General features: G+C 64.2%; 19 protein-coding genes. 10 read left to right on the top strand and 9 right to left on the bottom strand.

From position 1 onward, the window contains the following. Positions 1–9: 9 nt before the first annotated feature. Positions 10–285, top strand: coding sequence for a GNAT family N-acetyltransferase (locus tag AC0L2O_RS10405; RefSeq protein ID WP_473369719.1), 276 nt, complete (start codon positions 10–12; stop codon positions 283–285). Positions 286–297: 12 nt separating this feature from the next. Here AC0L2O_RS10405 and AC0L2O_RS10400 read toward each other — a convergent pair whose 3' ends face one another. Continuing rightward, entirely contained in the window at positions 298–1,233 is a 936-nt protein-coding gene (locus tag AC0L2O_RS10400; protein WP_473369653.1) for a tetratricopeptide repeat protein, read from the bottom strand. Between the two features lie 104 nt (positions 1,234–1,337). On the opposite strand from AC0L2O_RS10400, the gene AC0L2O_RS10395 reads away from it, so the two are divergent. Beyond that, entirely contained in the window at positions 1,338–1,613 is a 276-nt protein-coding gene (locus tag AC0L2O_RS10395) for a GNAT family N-acetyltransferase (RefSeq protein WP_473369652.1), read from the top strand. Between the two features lie 52 nt (positions 1,614–1,665). Here AC0L2O_RS10395 and AC0L2O_RS10390 read toward each other — a convergent pair whose 3' ends face one another. Continuing rightward, on the bottom strand, positions 1,666–2,079 hold the full coding sequence (locus AC0L2O_RS10390; protein WP_473369651.1) for a DUF3597 domain-containing protein: 414 nt from the start codon (positions 2,077–2,079) through the stop codon (positions 1,666–1,668). A gap of 334 nt (positions 2,080–2,413) precedes the next feature. Here AC0L2O_RS10390 and AC0L2O_RS10385 point away from each other — a divergent pair, with 334 nt between their 5' ends. The 7 genes from AC0L2O_RS10385 (at position 2,414) to AC0L2O_RS10355 (ending at position 9,535) form a co-directional block, all read left to right on the top strand. Then, the gene (locus AC0L2O_RS10385; protein ID WP_409188654.1) at positions 2,414–3,322 is read left to right on the top strand and encodes a DUF2189 domain-containing protein; all 909 of its coding nucleotides are present in this window, start codon (positions 2,414–2,416) and stop codon (positions 3,320–3,322) included. A gap of 142 nt (positions 3,323–3,464) precedes the next feature. Continuing rightward, positions 3,465–4,289 (top strand): lytic murein transglycosylase, encoded by an 825-nt coding sequence (locus tag AC0L2O_RS10380; RefSeq protein ID WP_369723503.1) that lies wholly within the window; start codon positions 3,465–3,467, stop codon positions 4,287–4,289. 509 nt (positions 4,290–4,798) lie between these two features. Continuing rightward, positions 4,799–4,951 carry a DUF1127 domain-containing protein gene (locus AC0L2O_RS10375; RefSeq protein ID WP_018458011.1) on the top strand — a complete coding sequence of 51 codons (153 nt, stop codon included), beginning with the start codon at positions 4,799–4,801 and terminating at the stop codon, positions 4,949–4,951. A gap of 126 nt (positions 4,952–5,077) precedes the next feature. Next, positions 5,078–6,505, top strand: a complete 1,428-nt coding sequence (gene trmFO, locus AC0L2O_RS10370; protein ID WP_473369650.1) for a methylenetetrahydrofolate--tRNA-(uracil(54)-C(5))-methyltransferase (FADH(2)-oxidizing) TrmFO — start codon at positions 5,078–5,080, stop codon at positions 6,503–6,505. A 7-nt stretch (positions 6,506–6,512) separates the two neighbouring features. After that, positions 6,513–7,607 (top strand): serine/threonine protein kinase, encoded by a 1,095-nt coding sequence (locus AC0L2O_RS10365; RefSeq protein ID WP_473369649.1) that lies wholly within the window; start codon positions 6,513–6,515, stop codon positions 7,605–7,607. A 91-nt stretch (positions 7,608–7,698) separates the two neighbouring features. Beyond that, positions 7,699–8,259, top strand: coding sequence for a CAP domain-containing protein (locus tag AC0L2O_RS10360; protein WP_369723501.1), 561 nt, complete (start codon positions 7,699–7,701; stop codon positions 8,257–8,259). A 97-nt stretch (positions 8,260–8,356) separates the two neighbouring features. Continuing rightward, entirely contained in the window at positions 8,357–9,535 is a 1,179-nt protein-coding gene (locus AC0L2O_RS10355) for an aminotransferase class V-fold PLP-dependent enzyme (RefSeq protein ID WP_409188650.1), read from the top strand. Between the two features lie 6 nt (positions 9,536–9,541). On the opposite strand, the gene AC0L2O_RS10350 is transcribed toward AC0L2O_RS10355, so the two are convergent. The 6 genes from AC0L2O_RS10350 to yajC form a co-directional block, all read right to left on the bottom strand. Continuing rightward, positions 9,542–10,786, bottom strand: a complete 1,245-nt coding sequence (locus tag AC0L2O_RS10350; RefSeq protein WP_473369648.1) for a threonine ammonia-lyase — start codon at positions 10,784–10,786, stop codon at positions 9,542–9,544. A 48-nt stretch (positions 10,787–10,834) separates the two neighbouring features. Further along, a complete protein-coding gene (locus AC0L2O_RS10345; protein ID WP_473369647.1) occupies positions 10,835–11,695 on the bottom strand; it encodes a phytoene/squalene synthase family protein in 861 nt (286 codons plus the stop codon). Further along, positions 11,692–12,075: an Mth938-like domain-containing protein gene (locus tag AC0L2O_RS10340; protein ID WP_369723497.1), complete on the bottom strand. Its 384-nt coding sequence runs from the start codon at positions 12,073–12,075 to the stop codon at positions 11,692–11,694. Before AC0L2O_RS10340 ends, AC0L2O_RS10345 begins: the two co-directional genes overlap by 4 nt. Positions 12,076–12,136: 61 nt before the next feature. After that, complete coding sequence (gene secF / locus AC0L2O_RS10335; RefSeq protein WP_409188647.1) at positions 12,137–13,162, bottom strand: protein translocase subunit SecF; 1,026 nt, start codon at positions 13,160–13,162, stop codon at positions 12,137–12,139. A 16-nt stretch (positions 13,163–13,178) separates the two neighbouring features. Beyond that, complete coding sequence (gene secD / locus AC0L2O_RS10330) at positions 13,179–14,777, bottom strand: protein translocase subunit SecD (RefSeq protein ID WP_409188646.1); 1,599 nt, start codon at positions 14,775–14,777, stop codon at positions 13,179–13,181. A 48-nt stretch (positions 14,778–14,825) separates the two neighbouring features. Beyond that, positions 14,826–15,194 carry a preprotein translocase subunit YajC gene (gene yajC / locus AC0L2O_RS10325; protein WP_148753779.1) on the bottom strand — a complete coding sequence of 123 codons (369 nt, stop codon included), beginning with the start codon at positions 15,192–15,194 and terminating at the stop codon, positions 14,826–14,828. A 179-nt stretch (positions 15,195–15,373) separates the two neighbouring features. Here yajC and AC0L2O_RS10320 point away from each other — a divergent pair, with 179 nt between their 5' ends. Then, positions 15,374–16,393, top strand: coding sequence for an ATP-binding protein (locus AC0L2O_RS10320; RefSeq protein ID WP_473369646.1), 1,020 nt, complete (start codon positions 15,374–15,376; stop codon positions 16,391–16,393). 81 nt (positions 16,394–16,474) lie between these two features. On the opposite strand, the gene AC0L2O_RS10315 is transcribed toward AC0L2O_RS10320, so the two are convergent. After that, positions 16,475–17,872 (bottom strand): peptidoglycan DD-metalloendopeptidase family protein, encoded by a 1,398-nt coding sequence (locus AC0L2O_RS10315; protein ID WP_473369645.1) that lies wholly within the window; start codon positions 17,870–17,872, stop codon positions 16,475–16,477. Positions 17,873–17,980: the final 108 nt, after the last annotated feature.

The raw sequence follows: 17,980 nt of genomic DNA, 5'->3' as shown, positions 1-17,980 counted from the left end.
GGAGACCTCATGAGCAACGTGGTCAACAACAAAGCCGATCGCCGCTACGAGCTCGAGCTGGAGGGCCATCTCGCAACCGAACATTACAAGCTCGACGGCAACGTCATTACATTCGAGCACACGGATGTGCCGAAGGAACTCGGCGGCAAGGGCGTCGGCTCGAAGCTGGTGCAAGGCGCGCTCGACCAGGTCCGCGCGGACGGATTGAAGCTGATCCCGGAATGCCCGTTCGTGAAGGCGTGGATCGAGAAGCACCCGGACTATCAGGACTTGGTGGGGGCGTAACCAACGGGCTCCTCACAGCGCCCCAAGCCTCTTCAGCTGTTCCTGCGCCGTCGGCAAGCCGGGTTTCAATTCCAGGGCCTTGCGGAAATCGGCAATCGCACCCGGCTTGTCGCCAAGCCGTAGCCTGGCCTGGCCGCGATTGTTCCATGAGAACACGTCCGCGGGATCGTATTGCAGCGCCTTGTCGTAGTCGGCGAGACCGCCTTTGTTGTCGCCCTGGTACAGGCGGATCATGCCGCGATTGCGCCAGCCGCGCGCATCGGTCGGCGCAATGCGGATCGCCTCGCCATAGTCCGCGGCGGCGCGATCGAGCTGCTCGCTGTCGCGGTAGACGTTGCCGCGATCGATATAGGCGAGCAGATCGGGCGCAAGCTTGATCCGCGTGGTGTAGTCGGTGAGCGCATGCGGCATGTCGTGCTTGCGATAATACACCAGGCCGCGATTGGCGTAGGCCATGGCATAGTTGGGATCGTGCTTGATCGCAGCGTCGAAATCCGCGAAGGCGCCGTCGAGGTCGCCCTTGTTGAAACGGGACTCGCCGCGATTGTTGTAGGCCAGCGCCAGCGACGGATCGAGCTTGATGGCCTCGTCGTAATCGGCAATGGCGCGATCATAGTCGCGCTTGAAGCTGTAGACGAGGCCGCGATTGTTGAAGGCGCAGGCATAGGTCGGATCGAGCCGGATCGCTTGGTCCAGGTCGGACAGCGCGGCATCGAGCTCGCGCTTCTCGGTCAGACCATGGCTTCGATTGCAATAGGCGCCGGCGAGCCTGCGGCCGGTCTCGCTCTGGGTATCGATGACAGTCGAGCAGGCCTTGACCCGCTGCTCCGGCGTGCTGGCCGGCCCGACGCAGGCCTCCCAGGCCGGACCGCCCCGGGCCGCGGCCGGCACCGGCGCGGTCGAGACCAGCGCGGCGAGCAATGCCATGAGGCTGAGCGGGACGCGCATTTTCCGGATATCTCCCCTGCGGCAACCTCCCTTCGTCGCGCCTTGGCAAGGCCGGGTTCAGGCACTTAGATCAGCGAGCAAGCCTCGCTTCGGAAGGATCTCGCATGACGGCATCGGTACGCGACAACAAGGACAGGAGCCGCTTCGAGCTCGATCTGGGCAATGAGCTTGCCTTCGCCAATTATCGGCTGACACCAGCAGCCGTGATCATCACCCACACCGAAACGCCGCGGGCGCTGCGCGGTCGTGGCATCGCCTCGGAGCTGGTCAGGGGCGCCCTGGACTTGATCCGGCGCGACGGCAAGAAGGTGATCGCGGGCTGCGGCTTCGTCGCCGACTATCTCGACAAGCACCCGGACGATGCGGACCTGGTCGCCTAAACGCAAAAGGGCCCGCGCGATGGCGGGCCCCCAGCAACGACCGAGCTGTCGGTCAGTGCTTGATCTCGGGCGGCAGCTTGCCGCCATTGGCGGCGAGCTTCGACATCACCTGCTTGTGCAGCCACACATTCATGCTCGCGGAGTCGTTCATGTCGCCGGTGTAGCCCAGCTCCTTGGCGAGATCCTTGCGCGCGGCAAGGCTGGAATCGACGTCAAGCGCCTTCATCAGGTCGACGATCGAGGTGCGCCACTCCAGCTTCTCGCCCTTGTGCGCGGCGACAGCCGCATCGACGACGGCCGCAACGTCCACGGTCTGCGCAGGTGCGGCAGACGGTGCCGCGCTCGGCGCCGACGCGCTCGGAGCGGCCCCTGCCGGCGCGCTGCCCGAAGCTGCGCCACCGGCGGGCGCGGCGGAAGCCGGATGGCTGCCGAAGATCGCGCCCATGATTTTACCGAAAATGCTCATGTCTGTTCCCCGAAAAGGATGCGTTGGAAGGGCCTCGAGTGCACTTATAGACGAAGTTCTTGCGTTGCGCGCGCGGTGTTCTCGCGACCCACCCGCAGCACCATGAGCTTATCTGCGGCGAAATGACGACCGAATGACATCATCGCGGTTGCACCGCGGCATCGAATCTCACCCAAGCGTGAGGGACAGGACTCGGGATTGGGAGTACGCTTTCCGTTCAGTTCGCGATGCCGTCCGGAATTCGCGTCTGGTCGGAATCGCGATCATCCAAAAGCGGCCGCTCGCGCCGTTTGCCGGCGCCGGATTCGGCTGCATGGTAAGGGAGCAAGCGACTATGGCCACACTCTACCAGGGCAATGTCCCCACGATGGCCCAGACCGCAGATGCGGCTGGACCGGTGATCCGAACCATCCAACTCTCCGATCTGCACGACGCGCTCAAACGCGGCTGGGAAGATTTCAAGGCGGTTCCGAGCCACGCCATCGTCCTCTGCGTGATCTATCCAGTGCTGGGCCTGGTGCTCGCCCGCGTGGTGATGGGCTATTCGGTGCTGCCATTGCTGTTTCCGCTGGCCGCGGGCTTTGCCCTGATCGGCCCGTTCGCAGCGCTCGGTCTCTACGAGCTCTCGAGCCGGCGCGAACGCCATGAGGAGGCCAGCGCCTGGGACGCGATGGAGGTGCTGCGCTCGCCTTCCTTCGGCGCCATGCTTGGCCTCGGCGCGCTTCTGCTGGCTTTGTTCGTGACCTGGGTTGCGACTGCGCAGGCCATCTACGTCGCGGCGTTCGGTTATGAGGGCGTGACCGGGATTTCGGATTTCGTGACGCGCGTGCTGACAACGTCGCAGGGCTGGTGGCTGATCGCGGTCGGCTGCGGCACCGGATTCCTGTTCGCGCTCGCCGCGCTGTGCATTAGCGCCGTGTCGTTCCCCTTGATGCTCGACCGTCATGCCGGCGCGTTCGAGGCCATGGTCACCTCGCTCCGGGTCGTCGCCAAGAACCCGGTGCCGATGGCGGCGTGGGGCCTGATCGTCGCGATACTGCTGGCGCTCGGCACGATTCCGGCCTTCCTCGGCCTTGCGATCGTCATCCCCCTGCTCGGCCACGCCACCTGGCATCTCTATCGCAAGGCGATCGTCTCCGACCCGAATGCCCGGCCGGTGCCGCCTCCGCCGCCGCGTCCGCGCAAGCCGGCCGCCGACTTCCCGGCCAATCTCTTCCCGTGGCGAAACCGGACGGACGCCTGACCATCTCGTGACGTCCGATCCTGCCGAATCCGGGCAGGATCGGACGAAGTCAGAGGCCTTGGTCATACGCCTTGCTTTGGCCGCGGTTACCACCGAGATTGCCGACGCCGGTCATGCCACTTCATGGAATCATTTTACTCGAATGACCTCGACGATTTCTCGTCTCGCCCTCGCAGCCTTCGCCCTCACCTTCTCAATCCTCTCCGCTGAGCCGGCACTCGCCGCGGTCGCCTGCGGTTCGGGCAATTTCGACGCCTGGCTTACGGATTTCAAAACCGACGCCGCAGCCAAAGGCATCTCGCAACAGGCAATCACCGCCGGGCTCGCTGGCGTGACGCTGGATCAGGGCGTGCTCAACCGCGACCACTCGCAAAAGGTCTTCAGCCAGACCTTCGAGGAGTTTTCCGGCCGCATGGTCCCGCCGCGCCTGCAGCGCGGTTCCAATATGATGAAGCAATACGGCTCGGTGCTTTCGCGCATCGAGCAGACCTATGGCGTGCCGGGCGAGGTGCTGGTCGCGATCTGGGGTCTCGAGACCGATTTCGGCGTCAACACCGGCAAGTTTGCGACCATCCGCTCGCTGGCGACGCTCGCGTACGATTGTCGCCGCGCCGAGCAGTTTCGCGGTGAGCTGATGGATGCGCTGCGGATCGTCCAGCGTGGCGATCTCGCACCGGGCGACATGCGCGGTGCATGGGCCGGCGAACTCGGCCAGACCCAGTTCATGCCCTCGTCCTGGATGAAATATGCCGTCGATTTCGACGGCAACGGCAAGCGCGACCTCCTGCACAGCGCGCCCGACGTGCTCGCTTCCACTGCCAATTATCTGGCCGGCTATGGCTGGCAACGCGGCAAGGATTGGCAGCCGGGCAGCCCGAACTTCGCGGTCTTACTGCAGTGGAACAAGAGCGAGGTCTATTCCAAGACCGTCGCATATTTCGCCACTCAGCTCGCGCACGCGCCTTAACGCGGGCCCCGAAACGCAAGCCCTGAAACGCAAGCCCTGAAACGAACGCGTAGGGCCGATCGCCCGGCGACCGGCCCTCGCTTGAAGCGTGCTTGGCGCCGCGGTCGGCGAATCTCCGCTTCCTCTCAATTCCGGCAAGTTCTCGTCTGCAATGAATTTATATTCATTGTTATGGAGCTTTGCTGCATGCGAATCACGCATGCGGAAGTTGGGCTTACAAGCTGGCACGACATCTTGAAGGTCGCGAGAACGTAACCCATTTCCGAACGGAGGGAACTCGGGCCGCTTGATAAATCCGTGATTTTACGGTGGCTTAGCTCGCTTTCCGACAGACTTCGCCTGTCTATTAGGCTTGGCTGCCGATAGGTTAATCGTCTCTTACCTGTGCTATGCGCCCTTCGCTTAGCTGCATCGCAACATCGGAACTTCTGCACCGCACCACTCTCACCTATATTCATTTCAACGATGACGCCCGGGCAAGGGCTGAATCGAACTACAGGAGACTACCAATGCTGCTCTCGCTCATCCGCATGATCCAGGCTTTCCGGGACTATCAGCGCAATGTTGCCGAGTTGTCCCAGCTCAGCGATCGCGAGCTGTCCGACATCGGCCTCGATCGCTCGGACATCCCGCGCGTTGCCGCCGGCCAGTACCAGGGCTGATATCGTTCAGCTCCTGACCGGACGAACCGATAACGCCCGCCTCGTGCGGGCGCTGTCGTTTTCAGCGGCAGAAAACTCAATCTCGGCGATTCCACTGGCCGTCGAAAAGCGCTACCTGTCCGCCCCATGACAGGATCCCAATTTAACACCGTGCACGTCATCGGCGCTGGCCTTGCCGGCTCCGAAGCCGCCTGGCAGCTGGCGAAATCGGGCGTGCCCGTGGTGCTGCACGAGATGCGGCCGGACCGCATGACCGAGGCACACCGCACCGACGGACTCGCCGAGCTCGTCTGCTCCAATTCGTTCCGCTCGGACGATGCCGCCAACAACGCCGTTGGTCTGCTCCATGCCGAGATGCGCCGCCTGGGCTCGCTGATCATGCGCGCGGCTGATGCCAACCAGGTGCCGGCCGGCGGCGCGCTGGCGGTTGATCGCGACGGCTTTTCGGCCGCCGTCACCAAGGCGCTCAACGATCATCCCCTGATCGAGATTGCCCGTGGCGAGATCACAGGCCTGCCACCAGCCGAGTGGAACAACGTCATCATTGCGACCGGCCCCCTCACCTCCGCCCCCCTGGCCGACGCCATCCGCGAACTGACTGACGAGAACGCATTGGCCTTCTTCGATGCGATCGCGCCGATCGTGCATCGCGAATCCATCGACATGTCGGTGGCCTGGTTCCAGTCGCGCTACGACAAAGTCGGCCCCGGCGGCACGGGCGCCGATTACATCAATTGCCCGATGACCAAGGACCAGTATGACGGCTTCGTCGCTGCGTTGACTGCCGGGGAGAAGACCGAGTTCAAGGAGTGGGAGACCAACACGCCCTATTTCGACGGCTGTCTGCCGATCGAAGTTATGGCGGAGCGCGGCCCCGAGACCTTGCGCCACGGTCCGATGAAGCCGGTCGGCCTCACCAATCCGCACGATCCCACGACGAAGGCCTACGCAATCGTGCAGCTGCGGCAGGACAACAGGCTCGGCACGCTCTACAACATCGTCGGCTTCCAGACGAAACTGAAGTATGGCGAGCAGCAGCGTATCTTTCGCACCATTCCGGGGCTGGAGAAGGCCGAGTTCGCACGGCTCGGCGGCCTGCATCGCAACACTTTTCTGAACTCACCCAAGCTGCTCGACGGCCAATTGCGGCTGCGCGCGCAGCCCCGCCTTCGTTTTGCCGGCCAGATGACTGGCTGCGAGGGCTACGTGGAGTCCGCCAGCGTCGGCCTGATCGCCGGCCTCTACGCGGCAGCCGACGCACGTGGCGAGCGACTTGCGAGCCCACCAAGCACGACGGCGCTCGGATCGCTGCTCAGCCACATCACCGGCGGCCATATCGAAACCATCGAGCCTGGCACGCGCTCGTTCCAGCCGATGAACATCAATTTCGGCCTGTTCCCGCCGCTTGTGAGCGCGCCGACGAAGAAGCCGGACGGCACGCGCCTGCGCGGCAACGAGAAAACAATTGCCAAGAAGCAGGCAATGAGCGCACTGGCGCTTGCCGATCTCGATCGCTGGATCGCCAATCACCTGCGCATTGCCGCCGCCGCGTGAGTTTTCGATGACTCTCCCCAAAGACGACACCGCGGTGCTTTCGGCGCGCTGGATCGAGGGCGTGCTGCTCAAGCGCGACGTGTTCTCAACGGTCGAGCGCGGCCGCTTCCGTGGCAACAATGGCGAGGTCGACGCCGTGCTGCGCCGGCTCGATGAGGTGCCGTGGTGGTCGTTCCTGCTGGCACGCCATCTGTTCGCGCGCGAGAAGCATGCGCTGGCTCTGGCCAAGGGCCTCGACGTCGGTCCCGAGCTCTTGTGGGCCGGCCGCCGCGCCCTGATGCGGGGCTTCGTTGACGGCGTCGCGCTGCATCTGGCGAAGCCGCATGGCGACCTCGCCTATTTCCGCTCGGCCAAGGCCGCGCTGCGTCGGCTGCGCCGCGCCGGCATCTGCCACAACGATCTGGCCAAGGAGCAGAACTGGCTGGTCGGCCGCGATGGCCACGCCTATGTGACCGATTTCCAGCTCGCCGCCTGCTTTAGACGCCGTGGCCGGCTCTATCGCGTCCTGGCCTATGAGGACCTCAGGCATCTCCTCAAGCACAAGCGTTCCTACGCGCCTGAGGCGCTGACGGCCCGAGAGCGCAAGATCCTGGCGAAGAAATCATTCGCCGCGAGCCTGTGGCTTGCCACCGGCAAGAAGGTTTATCGCGCGATCACACGCGGGCTGTTCAACTTCACCGACCGCGAGGGTGGCGGCCGCCGGCTTGTCAACGATGCGCCGGTGCTGGCCGAACTGATCCGCAAGAATCCAGCCGTGCGCGACACCGCGATCGTCGCCTTTGCCGACCGCCGCTCGGGCGTCGGGCTCTATGCCTTCGTCGAAGCGGATCAATCTGCGCTCGAGGGCGCGCTTCGCAACGAGCTCAGCGCCGCGAAAGGCCCGAAGCCGCCGGAACACATCCAGGTCGTGCACGCATTGCCGCGCGATGGCAGCGGCAATCCACGCACCGAGATCCTGCAACTGGTCGCCATGAACCAGCTCGACCTGATCGAGCCGATGATGAAGAACGATCAGGACCGCGCCTTTCTGAAAGACATTCTGGAGCAGCGCAAAAACCTGCGTGACCGCTTCAATTTCGAGGCGGACCTGCCGGCAAGCTAGCGCGGGGCCCGCGCCTTGAAGCGTCCACATTGCCAATGGAGAAGCGGCCGGTAGCGCGCCGGCTTGGTAAGCAATGAGCACCTGGGGGACGATGACATTTCGGGCATTTGGCGGAGCCGTCGCAGGCAGTCTGCTGCTGGCGGCGTTGCCTGCAATGGCTGCGGAGTCGCCGGCCGAACTGATCTCCAGCTTCCGCCTCAAGCATGGTGAGGTCCGCGTCGTACGTGATGCCACCCTCGACCGCATTGCGATGGATCAGGCCCGCGCCATGGCGGCGAAGGATGATCTGAGCCACGAGACGCTCGGCCCGTTCAACAGGCGGATCGCACCGGCCGGCGCAGGCCGTGCCGCCGAAAACATCGCGTACGGTTACGACAATTTCGAGAAAACGCTCGGCCAGTGGATCGATTCCTCCGGTCATCGCAAGAACCTGCTGCTGCACAACGCCTCCCGCATCGGCATTGCGAGCGCCAAAAATGCCAGCGGGAAGCGGACCTACTGGGCGATGGAGATCGCCGGCGACTACGCGCCGAAGCCAGGCAAAGGCACGAAGGACAAGGAACCGCTGGTGGCCGTGAAGCGCGAGACCGCTCCAGCAAGCAAGCACAACTCCAGCAACTGCCACATCAAGCTGCTCGGCCTCTGTATCTGAGGCGATCTCAGGCACTATTCCCTGCTACCCGCCATCTTGCTCGGGTACCTGGACGTGTCTAATTCATGCAGGAGGACTGCGAGAAGCGGAGGCGCGCTTGATCGACATCGACCGAATACGTGCCGATACACCGGCCGCCTCGCGGCTTGCGTACCTCCACAACGCCGGAGCGGCTCTCATGCCCGCTCCCGTTGTCGAAACCATGAAACGGCATATCGATCTGGAGAGTGAGATCGGGGGTTACGCCGCGGCCGACCGTGAGTCCGCTCGACTTGAGGCAGTCTATGGCTCAGTCGCTCGGCTGTTGAATGCCGCGCCGGATGAAATCGCTCTGATGGAGAACGCAACGGTTGCCTGGCAGATGGCGTTCTACGCGCTTCCGTTGCGCGCGGGCGACCGGATCCTGACCGCCGAGGCGGAATACGCCGCCAATTATGTCGCCTTTCTTCAGGTCGCGAAGCGAACGGGCGCGATCATCGAAATCGTGCCGAGCAATGCCAGCGGCGAACTCGACATCCATGCGCTCGAGCGCATGATTGATGAGCGTGTCAAACTGATCGCGATCACCTGGGTCCCGACCAATGGCGGGCTCGTCAATCCTGCCGCAGCGATCGGCAAGGTCGCGCGGGCACATCGCATTCCCTATTTGCTAGACGCCTGCCAGGCAGTCGGGCAGATGGAGGTCGACGTCGAAGCGATCGGATGCGACATGTTGTCGGCTACCGGCCGCAAATTCCTGCGCGGCCCGCGCGGCACCGGCTTCCTTTGCGTCCGCCGCGCGCTGTTGCATCGGCTCGAACCGCCGATGATCGATCATTTCGCAGCGCCCTGGGTCGCACGCGATCAATACCGGCTGCGCGACGATGCGCGCCGATTCGAGACCTGGGAGAACAACTACACAGCCCGGCTTGGACTCGGGGCTGCCGTCGATTACGCCCTCAATGTCGGAATACGCCCGGTCGAACAGCGCTGCCGCATGCTTGCGGACCGCCTTCGCAGCGGTCTCGGCTCCATTCGTGGCGTCACAATTCGCGACCTCGGGCACGCGCCTGGTGCCATCGTCAGCTTCACGATCAAGGGGTATGAGGCGGAAGCCATCGTCAGCAGCGCCGCCGCGGCCGGCATCACGATCGGCGCATCGGATCCATCGAGCACCCGCATCGACGCCGAAATGCGCTCGCTGCCGGTAGTCGTGCGCGCCTCTCCGCATTACTACAACACGGAAGCCGAGATCGATCGGTTGATCGGCCTCCTCACAGATTTGGTTCCGCGGTAGCGCCGCTCACGCGCAGCGCGCACTCAATCCGGATGCACTAAGCCTCGCCATGACCTCGTCGAGATGCGCGCTGTCGCGGGTTTCGATGACCAGCTGCAGCAGTGTCGCCTTGGCGGGCAGGTCGGAGAACGTCCGCTGGTGCGAGACCTCGATGATGTTGGCACCGGCTTCGGCCAGCAGCGCTGCGACGGCAGCCAATTGCCCGGGCCGATCCGGGATATCGAGCGACAATTGGGTCAGCCGTCCCTCACGCGCGAGCTCGCGCGTGAGCACCGAGGCGATCAGCCTGGTGTCGATGTTGCCGCCGCTCAGGACCAGCCCGACTTTCTCGCCGGCGAAGCGCGACGGATCGGACATGACAGCCGCGAGGCCGGCAGCACCCGCGCCTTCGACGACCGTCTTCTCGATCGAGATCAGGGTTGCGACCGCGCGCTCGAGCTCGGCTTCGTTGACGAGTGCAATGTCGTCGACCAGCCGGCGAACGATCTCGGTGGTGATCTTGCCGGGCAATTTGACTGCGATGCCTTCGGCCAGCGTATCGCCGCGCGCGGGCAGAGTGCCGCCATGAATCGCGTTGTACATCGAGGGATAGAGCCAGGCCTCGACGCCCACGATCCGCAGCGACGGCTTCAGCGATTTCGCGGCAACGGCAATGCCGCTGATCAGGCCGCCGCCGCCGATCGGGACGAGCAGCGTGTCCAGCTCCGGCACCGCCTTGAGCATCTCCAGGCCAACGGTACCTTGCCCCGCGATCACGAGCGGATCGTCATAAGGATGAACGAAGATCATACCGCGGGCCTCGCCGTGGCTTCGCGCAAACGCGGCCGCCTCCTCCAGTGTCGCACCCGTGACCACCACCTCTGCGCCGTGATGCCGAGTGTTCTCCACCTTCACCATCGGCGTGCCAACGGGCATGACAATGGTGGCGGGAATACCGAGCCGCTTGGCGTGATAGGCAACGCCCTGCGCATGGTTCCCCGCCGACATCGCGACGACGCCCCGCGCACGTTCCTCCGGCGTCAGCGCGGTGAGCCGGTTCAGCGCGCCGCGCTCCTTGAACGAGGAGGTGAACTGGAGGTTCTCGAATTTGAGCCATATCTCGCAGCCGCAGATGTTGCTCAGCGTCCGGCTGTAACTGCAGGGCGTTTCGACCACGGCGCCGCGGATCGTAGCGGCGGCGGCGTGAATGTCGGCCGGCGCGACTGGAAAGTTGCTCAGATCGGAGGACACGGTTTGGGACACTTCAGCCATAGGACAGCATAGAACATTTGGCCGGCTCAGGCGATAAGCCCAGCGCTATTAGGTAAATTCTCGAGATCGTGAAGCCCGCCACAGCGTCCACAGCGTGCGCAACCGCGATACCGGCTGCGGCGCGAAGGGGTTGCGACCCGGACGTGACAGACACTTGAGATCGACCCGTGCCTGGCTTAGCGGCAGAAAGGCAGGCCGCACTGACGATGGCACCTCGGGCAGCAGCGACACGGCGGTTGCCAAGTGCTGCTGCGCCTCGCTCACGAGCTGATCCAGAACGGCGCCGAGAGCGGAGCTCTCCTTGCCCGCAAAGATATCTTCCATGCTGCAGCCGTGGCTTGCCAGGAGTTGCTGCGGCAGGAACAGCTGCCGGTGCGCGGCGTCGCGCGGCAGATTGGCGACGATTTGCGCGATGCCCTGCGCCAGCCCCGCATGTCGCGCGAGATGCTCGACGGCGTCCGAAGGCGGCGCCATGATCCGGGCCGCGAGCGTGAACAACGCCGAACAAGTCGCGGCCAGATACCCCTCCAAGGCCGTCATCGTCGGCATTGGATCGTTGTAGAGGTCGAACTGGTGTTCGTCGACGAGCAGCGACAACGGCTCGACCGGCAGCTCGAGATCGCGGATGGCCCGCAATAGCTCTGCCGCGACCGGATTGCCCTCGGCGCTGCCATGGGCATGACCCGACAGCATGTCGGTCCACCATTGCAGGCGGATTTCGCCCGGCAAGGGCTGGCTCACCTGGTCGCGGACGCGGACGATCTCGACATTGAAGGCGTAGAGCGCCAGCAGCGCGCGACGCTCGGCAGCGGGTGTGAACAGCGTCGCGGCATAGTGCGGAAAGTCGTTGGTGCGAACGAGATCCGCGCAGAAGGCGGCGCTATCGGCGGCAGGTGCGGCGCTGTTCATGGCACGGCGATCAACGCGGCCGCGACGCGACGCCGTTCGCCCATCATGATGTTGTAAGTGCGCACGGCGGGGCCGGTCTGCATCGTGTCCAGCACTACCCTCACCGCTTTCAGGGCTTGCCGCAGCTCCGGCGGCGGCAGCCACACGCCGGTTCCGGTGCCGATCAGCAGCGTGTCGATGGAGTTGGCTGCCGTGAAGACCCGTTCCAGCGAATAGCGGTCGATCCTGGCGGGATCGGTCACGTCCCAGGCCCAGATCGCATCGGGCAGGCAGAGCAGTGAGCCGCGATGGGACATGCCAGCAAAGGCAAAGCCGCCTTTTCCATAGGCTTCGATGGGTGCCGAACGCGGGAAATGGGGAGCGTTGGGATCGCCGGCCATGAGCTTCGTCCGAATGGGGCTTATTGCCCTCGCAAACGCCTGCGAGGGCTGGCGGTTCGGATCATGCCTTGTTTTTCTTCGCCGACGCAGCCTCTTCTTTCGCATCTTCACGATGCTCGCCGACGCCGAGATAGATCAGGATCGGCGCCGCGATGAAGATCGAGGTGTAGGTGCCGACCAGCACCACGCCGAACATCATGACGGCCGTGAAGCTGTGGATGGCGTGCCCGCCGAACAGCAGCAGCGCAAGCAGCGCCAGCGTCACCGTGAAGTGGGTGATGATCGAGCGTGACAGCGTCGAGTTGATGGACTCGTTGAGCAGCTGCGGCATCGGCATCTTCTTATAGCGCCGCAGCATCTCACGGATACGGTCGTAGATGACGACAGTGTCGTTGAGCGAATAGCCGAGAATGGTCAGAAGCGCCGCGATGCTGGTCAGGTCGAAGTCGACCTGGCTGATCGACATGAAGCCGATGGTCAGCACGATGTCGTGCACGTTGGCGATCATGGCACCAAGCGCGAACTGCCATTCGAATCGGAACCAAAGGTAGATCAGGATCGAGACGATCGCGAGCATCAGACCGGCCATGCCCCAACCCAGCAGTTCGCCGGAGACACGCGGGCCCACCACCTCGACGCGGCGATACTCCACGGACTCGCCGAGTGCGCCGCGAACCTTGTCCACCGCTGTCTGCTGCGCCTTGTCGCCGCCCGGCTGCTCGGCAACCCGGAGCAGCACGTCGGCAGGGCCGCCGAATTGCTGCAGCTGGACCTCCCCGAGACCCAGGCTGCCGAGGGTTGACCGCATCTGCGCGAGGTCCGCCGTGCCTGACTTGGCGCGCACCTCCATCAGGGTGCCGCCCTTGAAATCGATGCCGAAATTCAGACCGTGAGTGAAGAACAGCACGATGGCGAAGATCGAGAGCGTCGCCGAGATCGGGAACGAAATACGGCGGAACTGGGTGAAGTCGAAATGCGTGGCGTCCGGCACGATGCGCAGCGACGGCAGCAGTCCGAGCACGCTGACCACGGTCAGCACGGCAATCAGGACGCCGAGGGAGATGAGAACGATTTGAGTAGTGGTCACAGCCGGCCTCGAATGATCAAATCGGCACGGTCTTCGGCCGCTTCCACTGCACCCACCATGCCACGATCAGGCGGGTCATAGTGAACGCGGTGAAGACCGTGGTGATGATGCCGATGCCGAGCGTGACTGCGAAGCCGCGCACCGGACCGGTGCCGATCATGAACAGCACCGCAGCGGCGATGAAGGTGGTGATATTGGAGTCGAGAATGGTGGCGAGCGCCCGCTTGAAGCCCGCGTCGATCGCCGAAATCGGGGTTCTCCCGCCGCGCAACTCCTCGCGGATGCGCTCATAGATCAGCACGTTGGAGTCGACTGCGATACCGACCGTTAGCACGATGCCGGCGATGCCGGGTAGGGTCAGCGTGGCGCTGAGCAGCGACAACAGGCCGAAAATCATGGCAACGTTGATACAGACGGCGATGTTGGCGAACACGCCGAACAGCCGGTACGTCAACAGCATGAACACGACGACCAGGATCGAGCCGACATAGGCAGCGAGTTCGCCCTTCTCGATCGAGTCCTGGCCGAGGCCCGGGCCGACCGTGCGCTCTTCCACGACAGTCAGTGGCGCCGGTAGCGCGCCGGCGCGCAAGAGAATGGCGAGGTCATTGGCCGACTGCACGGTGAAACTGCCGGAGATCTGGCCCTGACCACCGGTGATCGGCTCGCGAATGACCGGCGCCGAGATCACCTTGTTGTCGAGAATGATCGCGAAGGGCACCCCGACATTCTCCTGCGTGGCCTGCGCGAACTTGCGCGCGCCCGAGCTATTGAACTTGAAGCTGACGATCGGCTCGTTGGTCCGCTGGTCGAAGCCCGCCTGGGCGTCGGACAGGTCGCTGCCGGCAACCAGCACCTGCTTCTTGACGACGTAGCCGGGCGGCGGCGGGTTGGCGCTCGGCAGGAACTCGGTATCGGGCGGCAAGCTGCCCCGCTGCGCCTGGTCCGGCGGCACCGAGGGATCGACCATGCGGAATTCCATCTTCGCAGTCTTGCCCAGCAGTTCCTTCAGACGGGTGGGATCCTGCAAACCCGGCACCTGAACCAGAATGCGGTCGTTACCCTGACGCTGGATGATAGGCTCGACGGTGCCGAGCTCGTTGACGCGCTTCTCGACGATCTGGATCGACTGCTCGATGGTCTTGCGCAAACGCTCGATCATCGCGGACTCCGGAATAGTCAGGCGGATCAATCCCCCACCGGCATCGGAGACTTCAAGGTCACGCTGACCGCTGGACCCCACAAGGCCACCAATCGGCTGCGCAAGCTCACGCAACTTGGCGAGCACCGTCTGGGTGTCCGGGTCCTTGACGCGCACCTCGACGGCATCGCCCTTCGTGACGAGACCCGTGTAAGCGATCTTGGCCTCACGCAGCACGCGACGAACGTCGTCGCGGATCTGGTCGAGCCTTTCCTTCTTAACATAGTTGGAATCGACCTCGAGCTGCAGAGAGGAGCCGCCCTGCAAGTCGAGACCCAGCACCAGGCGCCGCTGCGCCCACGCCGGCCAGGTCTTCACCTGCGCCTCGGGGAAGAAGTTCGGGACCGCGCAGAGGCACACGATCAGCGCCGTCAGGATAATCCCGAGCGCTCTCCACCGCGTGAAATACAACATCGACTGGACCTGTCAGATCAGGAGATTTGGGAGACTCGCGCCGGCGCTTTACTTCGCCGCGGCGTCGTCCTTGGCGCTTTCCTTTGCGCTATCCTTGGCCGGCTCGCCCTTGGCGCGCACGCCGGAAATCATCGAACGCATCTGGCGCACCCGCACGCCGTCGGAAATCTCGAACTCGATCTGGTCGTCATCGACGACCTTGGTGACCTTGCCGACCAGGCCGCCCGAGGTCACGACCGTGTCGCCACGGCGAATGTTCTTCACGAGCTCGGCATGGTCCTTCACCTTCTTCTGCTGCGGACGCAGAATCAGGAAGTACATGATCACGAAGATCAGGGCGAACGGCAGCAGCGACATCAACATGCTGTTGGTGTCGCCGGCGCCCGCGGCCTGGGCATACGCAGGGGTAATGAACATTCGGACGATCCTCGTGGAAACGGGGGAAGCCGGTCAGGCCCTGAGGGCGACCGGTTCGGTCAAATTCGCGCGGACTATAGCGGCCACCGTCCCAATTGCAACGCTGCCAGACCGCCGATTTGGCTATCTTGCGGCGCGGCCTCAGGCCCGATAAGGCTGCATTCTCAGGAACTTCGGACATGCCCAGAAAACCAAGCAAAAGCCCGGCCGGCAAAGGTCCCCGTACCCCTGCCGGAAACTCCGCCCGCGTTGCGGCAAAAGGCCCCAAGGCAGCGTCCAGGGCGACCTCCAAGGCAGCGTCCAAGGCAGTCTCCAACCCAGCTTCCACGGACCTCTCCCAGGAGCGCATCGTCCGCGCGCTGGAGACCATAGCGGCGCACCTCTCCGCCCAGAGCAAGCCCGTCGCAACGCCCGAATCGTTCACGCGGGCGGATGCCTATGTCTGGCACCCGGACGGACGCCTCGCCGCGGTGCCACGGGTCAGCCGTGTCGAGCTGTTCCTGCTCAAGGGCGTCGACCGGATGCGCGACATCCTGATGGAGAACACCGAGCGCTTCGCCAACGGCCTGCCCGCCAACAACGCCCTGCTCTGGGGCGCGCGTGGCATGGGCAAATCGTCGCTGGTAAAGGCCGCGCACGCCAGCATCAATGCGGAGCGCAAGCCCGCCGAGAAGCTGAAGCTGATCGAGATCCATCGCGAGGACATCGAGACCCTGCCGGCGCTGATGGAGCAATTGCGCGCCTCGCCGTTCCATTTCATCGTGTTCTGCGACGATCTTTCCTTTGACGGCAACGACGCCTCGTACAAGTCGCTCAAGGCTGTGCTCGAAGGCGGCATCGAGGGGCGGCCCGAGAACGTCATCCTCTACGCGACCTCCAATCGTCGGCATCTGCTCGCGCGCGAGATGATCGAGAACGAGCGCTCGACCGCGATCAATCCCGGCGAAGCCGTCGAAGAGAAGGTGTCGCTGTCGGATCGCTTCGGCCTCTGGCTCGGCTTCCATCGCTGTAGCCAGGACGAATATCTCGCCATGGTGCGCGGCTATTGCAGCCATTTCGGCGTCAAGATCGACGACGAGGCGCTGGAGCGCGAGGCGCTGGAATGGTCGACCACGCGCGGCTCGCGCTCGGGCCGCGTCGCCTGGCAGTTCGTGCAGGAGCTCGCGGGACGGCTGGGCGTGAGGCTGACGGCCGGGTAAGGCTAGCTATCGCTCCACTCAATCCTGCTATCGCCCGCGAAGCCGGGCGATAACACCGTCCATGCGAAGGCTACGTACGCCTCACGCGCCGTTGAGGAATTGAAGCGGGTCAACCGGGCTCGATCCCTTGCGGATCTCGAAGTGGAGTTGCGGCGAAGCCACCTCCCCGGATTGACCCGACTTGGCAATGATCTGGCCGCGCTTGATGGGATCGCCGCGCTTCACCAAGAGCTCACTCGCATGGGCATATGCCGTGACGTAGCCGTTGGCGTGCCGAACCAGGACCAGATTGCCGTAACCCTTCAGCTCGTTGCCGGAATAGGCAACGACGCCGTCTTCCGCCGCCTTGACCGGCGTCCCTTCGGGCACCGCGACATTGATGCCGTCATTGGACTTGCCGTTGGTCTTGGCGCCGTAGCTCGTGATCACCTTACCGCGCACCGGCCAGCGGAAGGTCGGCAGCGCGCCAGTGGCTTCGGCAGCCTTCGCCGGCATTTCGGCGGCCTTGTCTTCGATGTTGGTGGTGGCCTGGGCCAGACGGGCGCTCTGCGCCGGCGTGGCAACGGCAGCCATCTTGGTGGAGGGCGCGGGAGCTGTCGCAACGGGTTGCAGCGCCGCCGCAACAGGGGCGGCCGTGACAGGCGCCGGAGCCATCGGCGCCGCGACCGCAGCGGTCCTGGCACCCGGTACGGTCAACTTGGTGCCGAGCTTGAGTTTTGCCGACGCTTCGAGACCATTGGCGCGGGCGAGTTCGGCCGCCGAGATATGATTCTTGCGGGCGATGCTGGCGAGCGTGTCGCCGTGATTGACGAAGTGAATGCTCGGTGCCGCGGCTACGGCAGCGACCGGCTTCGTCGCCGGAGCCATCACGGGAGCCGCAGCGACCGGAGCCATCGCCGGTGTGATTGCGGCAGCCGTCGCGCCGGGATGCGGAATCACCAATTGCTGGCCCGGCGAGAGCGCGCGCGGGCCCTTGTAGCCGTTGGCCGCCATGATCGCCTGCGGCGTGACGTGATAGCGCTTGGCAAGCACATCGAGCGTGTCGCTGGTGCCGACGATGATCTTGGTCCCGCCGGCCGGCTGGGCTGCAGCGACCGAGCGCGGCGGCACGGTACCGGTGGTTTCAAGACGCGGGTGGGCCGGCGGCGCATAGGAGCCGACGCCACGTCCGCCTCCGGAGACGCCACCGCCTGCGGCAACGGGATAGGACTGCGGCGCGGCAACCGCCGGCGGCGGCAAGGGCTGAGACTGGTAAGAACCGGGCTGCGTCTGCGGCCGCGAATATTGCGGCAGCTCACGCTGCGGAGGTGCCTGCTGCACCGAGCCGGTCTGCTCGGACGCGAAAGGATTGGAGAAGTTTGACTGGGACAGCCGCGACTGCATGTCGGCGCTGCACCCTGCAAAGCTGAACGAGATCAGCGCCAGCACCGCAACCTGCGGCACGCGGCGCGAGTAAAGCAACTCGGCGACAACAGACATGGTTACTCACTGGTACGCAACAGAACTGATGTTTTAAGTAAACACGCGCCGAGTAAATAACGGCTTAACCCTCCCAATAAGATGTTGGCAGCACAGCCAATCCGGACA

The organism is Bradyrhizobium sp. Kon10 (assembly GCF_055807395.1).
This window is presented reverse-complemented; position numbering and strand designations above follow the sequence as displayed.

Coding starts and splice junctions, on each gene's coding strand:
- AC0L2O_RS10405 (WP_473369719.1), top strand. CDS start 10: ATGAGCAACGTGGTCAACAACAAAGCCGATCGCCGCTACGAGCTCGAG.
- AC0L2O_RS10400 (WP_473369653.1), bottom strand. CDS start 1,233: ATGCGCGTCCCGCTCAGCCTCATGGCATTGCTCGCCGCGCTGGTCTCG.
- AC0L2O_RS10395 (WP_473369652.1), top strand. CDS start 1,338: ATGACGGCATCGGTACGCGACAACAAGGACAGGAGCCGCTTCGAGCTC.
- AC0L2O_RS10390 (WP_473369651.1), bottom strand. CDS start 2,079: ATGAGCATTTTCGGTAAAATCATGGGCGCGATCTTCGGCAGCCATCCG.
- AC0L2O_RS10385 (WP_409188654.1), top strand. CDS start 2,414: ATGGCCACACTCTACCAGGGCAATGTCCCCACGATGGCCCAGACCGCA.
- AC0L2O_RS10380 (WP_369723503.1), top strand. CDS start 3,465: ATGACCTCGACGATTTCTCGTCTCGCCCTCGCAGCCTTCGCCCTCACC.
- AC0L2O_RS10375 (WP_018458011.1), top strand. CDS start 4,799: ATGCTGCTCTCGCTCATCCGCATGATCCAGGCTTTCCGGGACTATCAG.
- trmFO (WP_473369650.1), top strand. CDS start 5,078: ATGACAGGATCCCAATTTAACACCGTGCACGTCATCGGCGCTGGCCTT.
- AC0L2O_RS10365 (WP_473369649.1), top strand. CDS start 6,513: ATGACTCTCCCCAAAGACGACACCGCGGTGCTTTCGGCGCGCTGGATC.
- AC0L2O_RS10360 (WP_369723501.1), top strand. CDS start 7,699: ATGACATTTCGGGCATTTGGCGGAGCCGTCGCAGGCAGTCTGCTGCTG.
- AC0L2O_RS10350 (WP_473369648.1), bottom strand. CDS start 10,786: ATGGCTGAAGTGTCCCAAACCGTGTCCTCCGATCTGAGCAACTTTCCA.
- AC0L2O_RS10345 (WP_473369647.1), bottom strand. CDS start 11,695: ATGAACAGCGCCGCACCTGCCGCCGATAGCGCCGCCTTCTGCGCGGAT.
- AC0L2O_RS10340 (WP_369723497.1), bottom strand. CDS start 12,075: ATGGCCGGCGATCCCAACGCTCCCCATTTCCCGCGTTCGGCACCCATC.
- secD (WP_409188646.1), bottom strand. CDS start 14,777: ATGTTGTATTTCACGCGGTGGAGAGCGCTCGGGATTATCCTGACGGCG.
- yajC (WP_148753779.1), bottom strand. CDS start 15,194: ATGTTCATTACCCCTGCGTATGCCCAGGCCGCGGGCGCCGGCGACACC.
- AC0L2O_RS10320 (WP_473369646.1), top strand. CDS start 15,374: ATGCCCAGAAAACCAAGCAAAAGCCCGGCCGGCAAAGGTCCCCGTACC.
- AC0L2O_RS10315 (WP_473369645.1), bottom strand. CDS start 17,872: ATGTCTGTTGTCGCCGAGTTGCTTTACTCGCGCCGCGTGCCGCAGGTT.